This window comes from Aeromonas sp. FDAARGOS 1405 (genome assembly GCF_019048265.1).
Lineage (GTDB): Bacteria > Pseudomonadota > Gammaproteobacteria > Enterobacterales > Aeromonadaceae > Aeromonas > Aeromonas veronii_A.
This window is the reverse complement of the sequence record NZ_CP077311.1, coordinates 3,267,044-3,280,399: the sequence shown is the minus strand read 5'-3', so window position 1 is coordinate 3,280,399 and position 13,356 is coordinate 3,267,044. Positions and strand designations below refer to the sequence as shown.

General features: G+C 58.1%; 12 protein-coding genes. 5 read left to right on the top strand and 7 right to left on the bottom strand.

Annotated features, from left to right (window positions below):
* Positions 1-97 precede the first annotated feature (97 nt).
* Complete coding sequence (fbp, locus tag I6L35_RS15155; RefSeq protein ID WP_216963118.1) at positions 98-1,132, bottom strand: class 1 fructose-bisphosphatase; 1,035 nt, start codon at positions 1,130-1,132, stop codon at positions 98-100.
* A 382-nt stretch (positions 1,133-1,514) separates the two neighbouring features.
* Between fbp and I6L35_RS15150 the strand changes: the two genes are divergently transcribed.
* Positions 1,515-3,131, top strand: coding sequence for a peptide ABC transporter substrate-binding protein (locus I6L35_RS15150; RefSeq protein WP_139746884.1), 1,617 nt, complete (start codon positions 1,515-1,517; stop codon positions 3,129-3,131).
* 104 nt (positions 3,132-3,235) lie between these two features.
* Here I6L35_RS15150 and I6L35_RS15145 read toward each other — a convergent pair whose 3' ends face one another.
* From I6L35_RS15145 to sixA, 3 genes are all read right to left on the bottom strand, one after another.
* A complete protein-coding gene (locus I6L35_RS15145; protein ID WP_216978627.1) occupies positions 3,236-4,153 on the bottom strand; it encodes a DMT family transporter in 918 nt (305 codons plus the stop codon).
* A 164-nt stretch (positions 4,154-4,317) separates the two neighbouring features.
* Positions 4,318-4,524, bottom strand: coding sequence for a DUF1107 domain-containing protein (locus I6L35_RS15140; RefSeq protein WP_005336998.1), 207 nt, complete (start codon positions 4,522-4,524; stop codon positions 4,318-4,320).
* Positions 4,525-4,657: 133 nt separating this feature from the next.
* Positions 4,658-5,125 (bottom strand): phosphohistidine phosphatase SixA, encoded by a 468-nt coding sequence (sixA, locus tag I6L35_RS15135; RefSeq protein ID WP_088869148.1) that lies wholly within the window; start codon positions 5,123-5,125, stop codon positions 4,658-4,660.
* A 162-nt stretch (positions 5,126-5,287) separates the two neighbouring features.
* Here sixA and I6L35_RS15130 point away from each other — a divergent pair, with 162 nt between their 5' ends.
* Positions 5,288-8,074, top strand: coding sequence for an insulinase family protein (locus I6L35_RS15130; RefSeq protein WP_216978626.1), 2,787 nt, complete (start codon positions 5,288-5,290; stop codon positions 8,072-8,074).
* Positions 8,075-8,404: 330 nt separating this feature from the next.
* On the opposite strand, the gene I6L35_RS15125 is transcribed toward I6L35_RS15130, so the two are convergent.
* The 3 genes from I6L35_RS15125 to I6L35_RS15115 form a co-directional block, all read right to left on the bottom strand.
* The gene (locus I6L35_RS15125) at positions 8,405-9,052 is read right to left on the bottom strand and encodes a thiopurine S-methyltransferase (RefSeq protein ID WP_216978625.1); all 648 of its coding nucleotides are present in this window, start codon (positions 9,050-9,052) and stop codon (positions 8,405-8,407) included.
* 283 nt (positions 9,053-9,335) lie between these two features.
* On the bottom strand, positions 9,336-10,706 hold the full coding sequence (locus tag I6L35_RS15120) for a leucine-rich repeat-containing protein kinase family protein (RefSeq protein ID WP_216978624.1): 1,371 nt from the start codon (positions 10,704-10,706) through the stop codon (positions 9,336-9,338).
* Positions 10,707-10,957: 251 nt separating this feature from the next.
* Positions 10,958-11,749 carry an alpha/beta fold hydrolase gene (locus tag I6L35_RS15115; RefSeq protein WP_216978623.1) on the bottom strand — a complete coding sequence of 264 codons (792 nt, stop codon included), beginning with the start codon at positions 11,747-11,749 and terminating at the stop codon, positions 10,958-10,960.
* Between the two features lie 117 nt (positions 11,750-11,866).
* Here I6L35_RS15115 and I6L35_RS15110 point away from each other — a divergent pair, with 117 nt between their 5' ends.
* From I6L35_RS15110 to I6L35_RS15100, 3 genes are read left to right on the top strand one after another with little or no spacing between them, the layout of a single operon-like run.
* Positions 11,867-12,250 carry an MmcQ/YjbR family DNA-binding protein gene (locus I6L35_RS15110; RefSeq protein WP_216978622.1) on the top strand — a complete coding sequence of 128 codons (384 nt, stop codon included), beginning with the start codon at positions 11,867-11,869 and terminating at the stop codon, positions 12,248-12,250.
* Positions 12,247-12,723, top strand: a complete 477-nt coding sequence (locus tag I6L35_RS15105; protein ID WP_216978621.1) for a GNAT family N-acetyltransferase — start codon at positions 12,247-12,249, stop codon at positions 12,721-12,723. Before I6L35_RS15110 ends, I6L35_RS15105 begins: the two co-directional genes overlap by 4 nt.
* Positions 12,724-12,780: 57 nt before the next feature.
* Entirely contained in the window at positions 12,781-13,116 is a 336-nt protein-coding gene (locus I6L35_RS15100; RefSeq protein WP_216978620.1) for a DUF3802 family protein, read from the top strand.
* Positions 13,117-13,356 lie beyond the last annotated feature (240 nt).

Sequence of the window (13,356 nt, the reverse complement as noted above, 5' to 3'; positions counted from 1 at the left end):
TCTGCAACGCTGGCGTCGACCCAGACAGATAACGCCAACTAAAACGGGAGCCAAATCGGCTCCCGTTTTTGATTTGCTATCTGACTACTGCGTACGTTCAGTTCTGATTGGCCGGATCCTCATGGGCAGAGAACTCGCGCATAAAGGCCTCGGCGCGCTCCACCATTTTGGTCGAGCCAACGAAGTAAGGGGTACGCTGGTGCAGCGCGGTGGGCTGGATATCCATGATCCGGCCAAAGCCATCGGAGGCCTTGCCACCGGCCTGTTCCACCAGAAACGCCATCGGGTTGCACTCATAGAGCAAGCGCAGCTTGCCATTCGGCGAGTTGGTGCCGGACGGATAGATGTAGATGCCGCCCTTGAGCAGGTTGCGATGGAAATCGGAAACCAGGGATCCGATATAGCGGGAGGTGTAGGGTCTGTGGGTCGCCTCATCGCGCTCCTGACAATATTTCAGGTACTTCTTCACCCCGTCCGGGAACTTGATGTAGTTGCCCTCATTGATGGAGTAGATCTTGCCCTCTTCCGGGATGCGGATGTTCTCGTGAGAGAGGCAGAAGCAACCGATGGAAGGATCGTAGGTAAAGCCGTTGACGCCAAAGCCGGTGGTGTAGACCAGCATGGTGGAGGAGCCGTAAACCACATAACCGGCGGCGACCTGACGGTTGCCCGGTTGGAGGAAGTCCTCCAGGGTCACCGGCGATCCCTGCGGGCTCAAACGGCGGTAGATGGAGAAGATGGTCCCGACCGAGACGTTGACGTCGATATTGGAGGAGCCATCGAGCGGGTCGATCAGCACCACATACTTGGAGTTTTTGGAGAGTGGCGAGTCAAAGGCCACGAAGTCCTCTTCTTCTTCCGAGGCCATGCCACACACCTCGCCGCGCGCTTCCAGCGCCGCCTTGAAGCGTTCGTTGGCGTAGACATCCAGCTTCTGCTGCACCTCGCCCTGTACGTTTTCAGCGCCCATGGAACCGATGATATCCGCCAGTCCCGCCTTGTTGATCTCCCGGTTCACCACCTTGGCAGCAAGGCGGATCGAGCTGAGCAACGAGGTCAGCTCGCCGGTCGCGGTAGGATAATCCGCCTGCTTTTTGACGATGAACTCACCCATGGTGATCATGTTTCGCATTTTTGTTCCTTTAGATCGCATCCGTTGGCATTGAAAACGTTTGCAGGCGTCGACAAAAAAAATGCCGATCACCGGCGGCCTTGATTTGTAACCTAATGTAACGTCTGTTTTTTATTTTTGCAGCGAATTAAGCGGCCTATTAAATAGGCTATTTCGCCTCACGTTATAGTAAAAGACACTTTTTATTCGGTTTCAATCGATAACTTTCGGACCCTTAATTCGTGGCAATAACCTGCGACAAGCCATAAGCTGACTTGCCTTGAGCCATTAAAAATGGAGTCTGATGGGCCTGCTGCTCCCTTAGCCATTGCCTCTTGAGATCCGATCGCCAATCCAGCACACTGATTTCGCTTTGGAAGCAAATAAAACTCAAGGATTATCAATGAACAAGACTCTCATTGCCGGCATGGTAGCCGGACTGTTTGCCCTTCCCGCCTGGGCTGCCCAGGTGCCTGCCGGTACCAAGCTGCTGCCGGATGCCCAACAAATCTACGTGACCAATATCGGCACCGAACCCACCACCATCGACCCCCAGCTGGTAGAAGAGACCGCCGGTAGTGCCATCGTCAACGATCTGTTTGAAGGGCTCTATGAGCTGGATAATACCGGCAAGATCAAACCAGCAGGCGCCGTCAGCTACGAGGTCGACAAGACAGGTACCGTCTACACCTTCAAGCTGAGGCCCGAGGCCAAGTGGTCAAACGGTGAACCGGTCACCGCCGCCGATTATGTCTACGGCTGGCAACGGGCGGCCGATCCCAAGACGGCCTCCAACTACGCCTGGTTTATCGAGTTGACCGGAGTGGTCAATGCAAGCGAGGTGACACAGGGCAAGAAGAGCCCGTCAGAGCTCGGGATCAAGGCGCTCGATGACCACACCCTGCAAGTCACCCTGAAAAATCCGGTCCCCTTCTTCCTGAAGACGCTGGCCCACTACACCACCTTCCCGGCCCCCAAGGCCACCATTGAAAAATACGGTAAGGATTGGGTCAAACCGGGCAATATCGTCTCCAACGGTGCCTTTGTACTCAAGGAGTGGACCCCCAACGAGCGGCTGAGTGCCGAGCGCAATACCCACTACTGGAACAACCAGCACACCGTCCTGAACAAGGTGATCTATCTGGAGATCGTCTCGGAAACCGCCGCCTACAACCGCTATCGCACCGGTGAACTGCACTACACCACTTATCCGCTGGAGCAGTACAAGCAGCTCAAGAGCAAGAGCCCGGAAGAACTGGTCAGCGTCCCCACGCTGGCCAGCTATTACTATGTCTTCAATACCCAGCGCAAACCGTTCGATGACCCGAAAGTACGCAAGGCGCTCTCGCTCGCCATCGACCGGGAGACCATCACCGACAAGATCCTGGGACAGGGACAAATTGCCGCATATAGCTTCACGCCCCCCATTGTGGACGGCTTTGAATTGAAAAAACCGGCCAGCCAGCTGCAGAGCAAAGAGGAGCGGATCAAGCAAGCCAAAGCCCTGTTGGCCGAAGCGGGATATGGCCCGGACAAGCCACTCACAGTGGACATTCTCTACAACACCAACGAGAGCCACAAAAAGATTGCGCTGGCCGTCTCCTCCATGTGGAAACACAACCTGGGGGTCACTGCCACCCTCAACAACATGGAGTGGAAGACCATGGTCTCGGCACTCAACGAGGGGGATTTCGGGGTTAGCCGCTATGGCTGGAACGGGGATTATAACGATGCCTCCACCTTCCTCGACATCATGACCTCCAGCAGCAGTGCCAACAGCGGCAAGTGGTTCAACAAGGAGTACGACGCCCTGCTGGCCAAGGCCCACGACTCGCTGGATCCCGCTGAACGCAATGCCCTGTATCAACAGGCAGAGGCACTCATTGATGCGGATGCCCCCATCGCCCCCATCTATTTCTCGGTCAAATCCAGGTTGCTCAAGCCTTTCGTGAAAGGCTACCCCCACCTTAACCCGCAAGATGTGGTCTACAGCAAGGAGCTCTATCTGGTTGCCCAGTAACCGGCTCGGCAAGATGTGACCATAAAAAAGCGCCTGCATTGCTGCAGGCGCTTTTCATTGGCGGCCAAGCGGGCCATTGGGCCCATCTACGCTTTCACGCAAGATTACTCTTCGGGACAAGGAGCCAACACCTCCCGGCGACGACCCATCACCACCGGACGCACCAGCAACTGAGCCAGCAAAACCCCCAGCAGAGTCAGACCGCCCCCGATCAGGTGATAGCTGGTCAACCGCTCTCCCAGCAGGGTGATGGCAAGGCCAGCCGTCATCACCGGCAGCAGGTTCATAAAAATGGCGGTACGGTTGGCGCCGAGCAGGGTGATCCCCTGCATCCAGAGCCAGGGACAGAGTGCCGAGGCAGGGATCCCCGCATAGAAGATCAGCCAGAGCGCCCGCCCCTCGGGCAGCTGACCATCCACCAGCAGAAAGAAGGGGGTCAGGATCACCACACTGCAGAGCACCTGACCATAGAGCAGCGACCAGTTGTCGAGCCCCAGCTCCCACTTCTTGAGCAGCACGCTATAGAGGGCATAAGTACCCGCCGAGAGCAGCATGTAGACCGAGCCGATATGAATACCCTGGGTAAACAGCCGGGTAGGATCCCCCTGCCCCAGCAAGATAGACAAGCCGAGGATCGAGAGCAGCGCCCCCAGCACGGCACCCCAAGTGGGCAGCTCGCGCAGCAGCCAGATGCTAAGCAACACCGTCAACAGTGGCGTCAGCCCCATCATCAACCCCATCTCGGTGGCCCCCATGGTTTGCGCCGCGTAGTAACCAAAGGTCTGGTTGAGCACCATGCCCAGCAGCGCCAGCATGGCGATCTGCCAAAGACCAGCACACAGGCGAGCGCGTACACGCCATACCCGACGGGCCAGAAACGGGCTTAATACCAAGGCAGCCACCACCCAACGTGACCAGGCCAAGGCCGCGGGGGACAACATGCCGACCGCCAGTTTGCTGACGATGCCATTGCCAGCCCAGATGGCAATGCAGGAGAAAGGAAACAGAATGGCAAGGGGCATGAAACGATCCAGACCGAAGAGACAACAGCGGGCCAGTATAGGGAGCGACGGAAAATAAACAAAGGTGCGGAGCTGACCAGGCATCGCGCGAAAGCCAGTCGCCAGAAACAAATATGCCCGCAAAGGTGCGGGCATATCAGTGCAGAAACAGGTTCAGAAGCGCATCACGCGGCATCCATGTGCAATCTTGAGATCAGCTCGTTGACCTCGGTGACTGTCTGGCGGTGGGGAATATCCGCCGGATTTGGCATCAGCAACAAACCGGATTGGAAATCAAACCGCCCCCGACCATGAATGTAAATCCGACCTTTAAAGAAGGTTTTGACATGCTTTGCCACCATCAGTGGCAGGTACTTCTTGAACACTCTCATCGTTTGCAACCTCTTGCAGTTGTATCCGTATGACAGCAGCTTCTGCGAATTAATTCCGTAAAATATTTATAAAAATCCGGAAAACTCGCCCATCTCTTCCCAAAAAATTCAATCTATAACTTTTTATTAACTTTTAGCCTATTGTATGCGGCCCTTCGAGCCAGAGCAAGGCTCCTTTGCCATCGTGCCACTCGATACAGGCGATCCCTGAGGTGGCGAACATGGGTGCTCCTGCGGCCGGGCAGAGGCTTTGCACCAGATAACCCACCAGCGGCAGATGGCTGACCATCAGGATCTGGTCATGTTGCTGCGCCAGGGTGGTGAGGTAGCTGGCCACGAAAACGGGATCACCGTAAGGGGTAATGTCGCCACTCTCTTCAACGGCTGCTGCGTCAGGTAATTCACTGCATATGGCTTGCCAGGTCTGGCGTGCCCGCAGATAGTTGCTGTGGATCACCCGATCCAGCGGGCCAATCAGCTGAGGCGCCAGCCAGCGGGCCATCTGGATAGACTCTTCAATACCCTGCTCGGTCAATGGACGCTGTTCATCTGTTTTCGCATTCATGCCAGCCTGGCCATGACGCATGATATAGATCTTCATTACAACCTCGCCCAACGGGCCTGTTTTGATAGCCGGGGGATCTTACCCCGCCACGGGTGTGGAAACAATTGCGCTACCTCTCAGAAAAGGGTTTGCCTGACGGGATAGCGGGGTCGATAATCATGTTTAAATTCAAATAAATCCAACGTGAGTCACACGCCAATGAGCCCATATGCCAGTCCCAATGACCATCGGCAATACCATTTTCTGGAGCTGGCCAACCGGCTCAGGGTCTTGTTGATTTGTGATCCCGACACCGACAAATCCGCCGCCTCGCTAGCGGTCAATACCGGCCATTTTGACGATCCCGCCGACCGGCAGGGAATGGCCCATTTTCTGGAGCACATGCTGTTTCTCGGCACCTGCACCTACCCCAAGCCTGGTGAGTACCAGCAATTTATGAGCCGTCATGGCGGCAGCAACAACGCCTGGACCGGCACCGAGTTCACCAACTTCTTCTTCGAGATCGACAACGGCTTCTTCGAAGCGGGGCTGGATCGCTTCTCCCAGTTTTTTATCTGCCCCACCTTTGATCCGGAGTGGGTGGACAAGGAGCGCAACGCGGTCGACTCCGAGTATCGCCTCAAGCTGCAGGACGACATGCGCCGCAGCTATCAGGTGCATAAAGAGACAGTCAACCCGGCGCACCCCTTCTCCAAGTTCTCGGTGGGCAACCTCGATACCCTGGCCGATCTGCCGGGACGGGATCTGCGCTCCGACCTTATCCGTTTTTACGAAAGCCACTACAGCGCGGATCGCATGGCACTGGTGATGATCTCGCCGGAATCCATCGATACCCAGTTGCAGTGGTGCTGTCGCTACTTTGCTCCCATTTTGAATCGCAATTTGGGAACCCCGACCCTCACCATGCCGCTCTACCGGCTCGACGATCTCGGCGTGCGCATCCACATCAATCCGGTCAAGGAGACCCGCAAGCTGTCGCTCAGCTTCCCCTTGCCCAATGTGGACGAGTTTTACGACAAAAAGCCCCTCACCTTCCTGAGCCATCTGATTGGCTACGAGGGGGATGGCAGCCTGCTCTCCCTGCTCAAGGCGAAAGGCTGGGTCAACCAGCTCTCGGCGGGCGGTGGCATCAGTGGCGCCAACTTCAAGGATTTTGGCGTCAACTTCGGCCTCACCCCTCTGGGCCTTGAGCATGTGGACGACATCCTCGCCGCCCTGTTTGGCTATCTGAAACTGATCGGCCGCGAAGGGCTGCAGAGCTGGCGCTATGACGAAAAACGGACCGTGCTCGAATCGGCGTTCCGCTTTCAGGAGCGCGGCCGCCCCCTCGATACAGTGTCGGGGCTGGTGCTCAACCTCTTTAGCTACAAACCTGAGGATCTGCTCTACGGCGACTACATGATGCGCGAATATGACGAGGGGCTGATCCGCCGCTTCCTCGCCAAGCTCACCCCGCACAACCTGCGTATCACCATCACTGCGCCGGAAGTGGCAACCGATCGGCTGGCCCGCTGGTATCAGACCCCCTACAGCGTGGCGACCATTACCGAGGCCGAGAAAATTCGCTGGCAGCAGAGCGAGCCGGATCCGGCGCTGGCGCTGCCCAAACCCAACCCCTTTATCAGCAGTAGGCTCGATCCGCGCACGCCCGAGCTTGCCGCCGACATGCCCGCCTGCCTTATCGATCGCCCCGGTTTTCGCCTCTGGCACCTTCATGAGCACCTGTTCAGCGTGCCCAAGGGCAATCTCTATATCTCCATCGACAGCGAACATGCGGTCAAAAATCCGCGCAATATCGCCATGGCGCGCCTCGCCGTGGAGCTGTTGGCCGACCACCTCAACGCCCTCACCTATCCGGCGGAGCTGGCTGGGCTGGGTTACCAGATCTATGCCCATCAGGGGGGCTTTACCATCAACCTGAGCGGCTTTGCCGACAAGCAGCCGCTGTTGCTCGACATGATCCTCGGCAACCGCACCCTGGGGTATCCGGATCCGGGTCGCTTCGCCGAGATCAAGGAGCAGCTCATTCGCAACTGGGATAACCAGTCCAAGGCGCGCCCCATCTCCCAACTCTTTAACCAGCTCACCAGTTTGCTGCAACCCAACAACCCGCCGTTCGAGCAGTTGCTGCGCCACCTGCGCACCGTCGAGCTGGAGGAGATGCCCGGCTTCGTGGCCCAGCTGTTTGGCGAGGTGCATGTCGAGGCACTGGTACACGGCGACTGGACTGCCGCGGAAGCACTGGAGCTGGCCGCCCTGATGGATCGTCACCTGAGCGACATCAATGGCAGCAGCAGCAAGCCGAGCGGCGAGACCCGCCGCCCGCTCATCTCCATTCAGGACAGAGGCACCCTTATTCGCGAGCAGGGTTGCGATCACGAAGACTCGGCACTGCTGGTCTACTACCAGTCCCGCACCACCCGTGCGCGGGATCTCGCCTGCTTCACTCTGGCGAACCACATCATGTCCTCCACCTTCTTCCACGAGCTGCGTACCCGTCAGCAACTGGGGTATGTGGTGGGTGCCGGCAACCTGCCCCTCAATCGCCACCCGGGCCTGATCTTCTATATCCAGTCGCCGGTGGCAGGGCCGCAGATCCTGCTCGATGCGGTGGAGGAGTTTATCGACCTCTTTCCGCTCGCCATGCTCGAATTTACCGAGCAGCAGTGGCAGGAGAGCAAGGCAGGGCTGCAAGCCCAGCTGAGCGAGCGGGATGCCAACCTGCGCAGTCGCGGCCAGCGGCTGTGGGTCAGCATCGGCAACAAGGATCTGGGGTTTGATCAGCGCGAAAGAGTCTGCGACGAGGTGGGCAAGTTGAGTCGCGCCGATCTGGTGCGCTTTATCACCCAGCTGCGTTCGCGCACCTCCGATCGGCTGATCCTCTGCAGCTATGGTCACGGGCACGAACATGACGAGCGGATCACTGGCCAGTTTATCGATGATCCACGGGCATTTCGGCTCAATGCCGCCACCTTCGAGGCCTGATCAGGCCTCGACATCCTCCATTTTCCTGCCCGCGGCAAATCACAGACAATAAAAAGCCGACCCATCAGGGTCGGCTGGAAAAACCATAACAATTGCGACCAAAGCCGCCAAAAGTGAACATGAGCGTGAAAATCAGACACTGAGTTGCTGATCAGCAAGCGGGAAAGACCCGATACTCGCTTTGCAATGCCAACAGTGATTGAGAAACAGCCTCATATTAGGCACTCCCCCCGCCAATCACGTTGATCTACGTCAAAGGAGGTAGCGAAGAGCGCATAGCCCGATGATTTGTCGGCGCAGATCACCCTTTGCTCGCCCGTTAGCTGCCCGTTAACCCCGGCGAACCAGCCGGTAGGCAACCTCATCGAAGTAGGAGAGCTGACCCGACAACACCCGCGGGTGATCCACCTCGGCGGCGCGCCCCAGCACCTCGATACGAAAGTCCCGTTCGAACAGCGCCCGCACCTCCATCTCCCCCACCGAGAAGGGGGGCTGACTCTGCTGCTCAGGCTGATATTCAAGGGTCACCAGCAGGATCTGGCCACCGGTCTCCACCAGCGAGCTGATCAGGGCCGCATACTGGCGGCGCATTGCGGTCGGCAGGGCGATCAGCGCCGCGCGATCATAGACCAGCCGGTAATGGCGACTCAGACTCGGGGCGGCGAAAAAATCCCCCTGAAAAATGCGCAGGCTGTCCACCTGATGACACTGATAAGGGCCCACTTCGCTCACCGTAGCGGCGAGCTGGTTTTCACTGAAGAACTGGCTGACGGCAAGGCTCGATAGCTCGAAACCGTCGACCGGATGACCCTGAGCGCTCAGCCAGAGCATGTCGCGGGACTTGCCGCACAGGGGAACCAGCACCGGCTCGTCCGCTTGCTGGGCCGACCACCAGGATTGCAGCCAATGGTTGAAGTCCGCCTGATGAAAGCCAATCCGGTTCTCTTCCCAACGCTGATGCCAAAACGCAGCTTCCATCGTTATTACCCTTCTATACTAAAGATGCCTCAATATCACAACTTAACCCGCACCGCGCAACCCTCTGCCCTCCCCTTTTTGCCGCGCAGTCTCTGCGTGTTATCGGGCAAATGACGGGGCCTTCCCTTGCCGTGCGCCTCACTGTCGCAATGATCGCTATTGGGTGCGTTTATGACGGGCAGTGGCATACCAACCCATGCAAAAACGTCATGGGTGTATGGCGATGAATGAATAAAAGGAATGACGTTGGCAGGCCAACTCGTGCCTGCCAACGCCAGAAAGATCACGACAGTGTGGCGCGAACGGCCGCCAGCTGGCGCTCGATAAAAGCAAAATCGGGACGATCGGCGGGGAGTTCCGAGAGGCAGGCCGCTTTGAGCTGATGCAACCCATCAAGCGGTGAGTCTTGCGTATCGCAATGGGCCAACAGCTCCTCCAGCAGGCAACCAAAGGCGCGCACTTCCAGTCGCTCAAGGCCCACGGCCCGCTCGCGGTTGCTGCGCTCATATAAAGAAGCGGCGCCAAAATCCCCCAGCAGGGCGCGAGCCGGTGCGTCAGACCCACGGGAAAACAGAATATTGTGACCGTAGAGATCCCCGTGCATGATGCCCGCGCGGTGCAGATGGCCCGCCACCGAGGCGATACCATGGGCCATTGCCAGCGCATCCGGCACACTCAGGCACAGCCCATCGGGATAGATATCCCGGGTGCAGGAGTCCAGGCTCGGCGGTCCGGCCAGATTGGCAAAGGCCGGGTCGATCAGCTCCATCACCAGCGCCGGAATGCCGGAGGGGTGATCCGCCACCTTGCCTATCACCTTGATAAGGTTGGGATGAGTGCCCGCCGCTAGCGACGCCGCCATCTCACAGCGAGGCAATCCATCGCTGGTCACCGCCCCCTTGAACAGCTTGACCGCAACCTGACTGGCATCGGCTCTGCCGCTCGCCTGAGTCACTTCATCAGCAGGATTACCCACAAGGGTGGCGCGATGGATAACGCCGGATGCCCCCTGACCCAGCAGCTCGCCCAGCGCCAGCGTCTCCCAGGCAATCGGCGTGACATGGGCATCATCGATGGCCCGCGCCTCCTCCCCTTCACTAAAGGGGTTGCCGGAGTAGGCAAGCCATGAAAGGCGCGGCAGAGAGAGCAGCCACTCGGGGAAGCGTTCGATGCGGTTGGCGGCGATGCGCAGCAACTCCAGATTGCGACAGTTGGCAAGGCTCGTCGGCAGCTCGCGTAGGCGGTTGCCCGCCAGCATCAGCTTTTGCAGGGCGTCGCACTGGCCCAGCTCATCGGGCAGCCGTTCAATTGCGTTATCGGTCAGGATCAGCCAGCGCAAACCGGCGGGCAGCGCTTTGGCCGACACGGTGGCAATCCGGTTGGCCTTAAAGCCCACCATGGTGAGCGCCGGGCAGCGCCCCAGCACCTCGGGCAGCTCGGTAAAGCGGTTCTCGGAGCAGAAGATGATGCGCAGTTTGCCAAACCCGGCCAGCTCGTCAGGGAGCGTGCTTAGCTGGTTGCCGGTCAAATCCAGCACCTCCAGCGTCTCTTTAAGGCTTAGGATCTCAGGGGGAAACTCCGTCAGATTTTCACAAAGCTTCAGATGGCGGGCACCGCACAGTTCACCTGCGCGCAGCTGTTCCAGAGTATGCATAACCGTTTCTCAATCCTGATGATCTGCCTGATGACGTAGCCAGCCATCAGCGCGCGCCGAACCCGGGTCCGGCGATTTTAAAGGGGGGCATTATAAAGAATCAGAGGGGCAGATCACCCCTTGTAGCTTGAAAGTATGCGGCTTATACGATCGCCAAGACAGCGACATCTATTGCACGTTGGCAGCGCTTTGCTCACGGCCTGCTTGCAATGCCGCTGTAGCATGACCTGAATGCACAGCGTAACGAATCCTTATTTCCGTCCGCACCCCAGCGATTGAATAAATGCCAGCGTACGACGATTAAACTGTTCCGGCTGCTCCACATTGCAGACATGGCCGCACCGCTGGATCACCGCCAACGAGGAGCTGGCATCGATGGCCACCTGTTCGCGCACCGGTGCCAGAAACATATGATCCTCCTCCCCCATCACATAGAGGGTGGGAATGGGCAGGGAGCGTTCGCGAAAATAGCGCATCAGCGGGTTGACCTCGGTGGCGAGGCGGAACCAGCGCTTGAACTCTTTCTGGCAGAGCTTGCGGGCCTCGCGCACAAAGAGATTGCGCGACTCCTGATGGTGCTGGCGCGGCATGATGATGAAGGCAAACAGCCGGTAGAGCCACATATAGGGCAGGAAGTGCTGGCCGAGTCGGCCCAGCTGCACCAGCACCCGCGATCGGATATCGAGCCGCAGGATGGCGCCCCCCAGTACCATGCTCTTGACCCGCTCCGGGCAGAGCTCGGCCAGATGGCGAATCAGGATGGTACCAAGGGAGATGCCGACAAAGTGGGCGCGGCGGATATCGAGATGATCGAGCAGCCGAACGATATCTTCGGTCACTTCCCGAAAGCTGTAGTGGCCCTTGACCACCTGTTGCAGCTGGTGGGACTGGCCGTGGCCGCGCAAGTCCAGCAGCAGCACATTGAAGTGCTCGCGATAGGCGCGCAGCTGCTTGAACCAGATGGAGGAGCTGCCACCGGCGCCGTGGACAAACACCACCCAATCCCGCTCGGGACCCAGTTCGAAAGTCTTGTGATACAACATCCAATAGGCTCCCTTGGTGATGGGGGGTATACTCGGCTGGCGCATATTAACAGAACAGGCCCGCCGATAGATATGCGCCTGACATGACCCGGATCACCCCTTGCGCGAGAACCCACCATGGATTTGACCCGTTTGCGCCACTTTCTGCTCTCCCTGCCGGGCACCACCGAAGATACACCGTTTGGCCCGGAGATCCTGGTCTACCGCATCGCGGGCAAGATGTTCGCGCTGGTGGATTGGCAGGCCGAGCCGCTTACCATCAACCTCAAGTGCGAGCCCGAGCTAGCGTTGCTGCTGCGCGAGATCCACCCCGAGGTCAAACCGGGCTGGCATATGAACAAACAACACTGGAACACAGTGACCCTGAACAGCACCTTGCCGGATGATCTCTGGCAAGGCTGGGTGCTCCACTCCTATGAGCGGGTTGTCGCGGGTTTGCCCAAAGCCAAACGGCCACAGGCGCCGCGCACCCTCTCCCCCACTGACGACCCAACCTTATGACGCCAGCACTGCGTATTATCCCCCTTGACGAGACACATATCCCCGCCCTCGTGACCCTGTTTGAGCAGGCGGTGCGACACAGCGGCCCCGAGCACTACAGCGCAGAACAGGTGGAGCAGTGGGCCCTCGGTTCACAGCATCCGGGCTTTGTCGGCCAGCTGCGTGAACACCACGGCTGGGTGGCAGAGCAGGCAAATGTGCCCCTCGGTTTTGTCACTCTGAGCTCCGATGGCCACCTCAGTCTGCTCTATGTGAGCGCCGACCATCAGCGCCAGGGACTGGGCAATCTGTTACTCACCACGGCGCTCGCGGGAGCCAGAGGGCTCGGTCTGACGCTCATCACCACCGAGGCCAGCGCCTTCAGTTATGAGCTATTTTTACGACATGGCTTTACGTTGACCGGGCTGGAGTGCGTGGAGCGGGGCGGAGTCAGTTTTACTCGCCATCGCCTGCACTGCAGCTTGCCAAGCTAGAGCAAGCCACTAAAATACGCTCAATTTTCGTATTGTTACTGTATTGAGGCAGCAACCATGGTGGTAGAAAGTGAAGGCTATATCTCGCTGATCGAGTATCTGGTGGAGAGTTTGGGATTGTTTGAATCCCAACAGCAGAGCGATGGTGAAGAGACCATCGAAGACCTGGTCAGTGGCCGTGTTGCCAGCAACCTGATGGCCATTTGCGAACAAAACCCCCAGCTCGATCCCAAGGTGCGTTTCGCCATCATGCAGGAGGCCGACGCCGTGGTCGCCGATCTGGAAGAGGTGCTCTCTGCTGTCTGGCTGCGCGCCCCGACCCCGGAACAAAAAACCTTCCTCATCGAATTTATCGATCTCATCAAGAACCTGTTCGACAGCGCGATCGCCTGACCGATCGCCCCTCCCGAGCGAAAACAAGCAGATATGAAAAGGGCCGCCTTGGTGGGCAGCCCTGCTTGCTATCATTTTCAACCCGCCAGTGCGTTCATTCATCAGGCGGTTATCAAGGCAAGAAATGTGTCTGGACTTTGCATCCGATCCCTGGACGCTACCTAGTTAGTCCCGACTGGTCGCAATAAGTTCCCTCCTCCGACCATTTATTTTCACTTTTATTAAGAAATCGACTACAAA

Bases quoted from the DNA above. Each gene is read 5' to 3' on its own strand.
- I6L35_RS15150 (WP_139746884.1), top strand. From the start codon at position 1,515: ATGAACAAGACTCTCATTGCCGGCATGGTAGCCGGACTGTTTGCCCTT.
- I6L35_RS15115 (WP_216978623.1), bottom strand. From the start codon at position 11,749: ATGTTGTATCACAAGACTTTCGAACTGGGTCCCGAGCGGGATTGGGTG.
- I6L35_RS15120 (WP_216978624.1), bottom strand. From the start codon at position 10,706: ATGCATACTCTGGAACAGCTGCGCGCAGGTGAACTGTGCGGTGCCCGC.
- I6L35_RS15100 (WP_216978620.1), top strand. From the start codon at position 12,781: ATGGTGGTAGAAAGTGAAGGCTATATCTCGCTGATCGAGTATCTGGTG.
- I6L35_RS15105 (WP_216978621.1), top strand. From the start codon at position 12,247: ATGACGCCAGCACTGCGTATTATCCCCCTTGACGAGACACATATCCCC.
- I6L35_RS15110 (WP_216978622.1), top strand. From the start codon at position 11,867: ATGGATTTGACCCGTTTGCGCCACTTTCTGCTCTCCCTGCCGGGCACC.
- fbp (WP_216963118.1), bottom strand. From the start codon at position 1,132: ATGCGAAACATGATCACCATGGGTGAGTTCATCGTCAAAAAGCAGGCG.
- sixA (WP_088869148.1), bottom strand. From the start codon at position 5,125: ATGAAGATCTATATCATGCGTCATGGCCAGGCTGGCATGAATGCGAAA.
- I6L35_RS15130 (WP_216978626.1), top strand. From the start codon at position 5,288: ATGAGCCCATATGCCAGTCCCAATGACCATCGGCAATACCATTTTCTG.
- I6L35_RS15145 (WP_216978627.1), bottom strand. From the start codon at position 4,153: ATGCCCCTTGCCATTCTGTTTCCTTTCTCCTGCATTGCCATCTGGGCT.
- I6L35_RS15140 (WP_005336998.1), bottom strand. From the start codon at position 4,524: ATGAGAGTGTTCAAGAAGTACCTGCCACTGATGGTGGCAAAGCATGTC.
- I6L35_RS15125 (WP_216978625.1), bottom strand. From the start codon at position 9,052: ATGGAAGCTGCGTTTTGGCATCAGCGTTGGGAAGAGAACCGGATTGGC.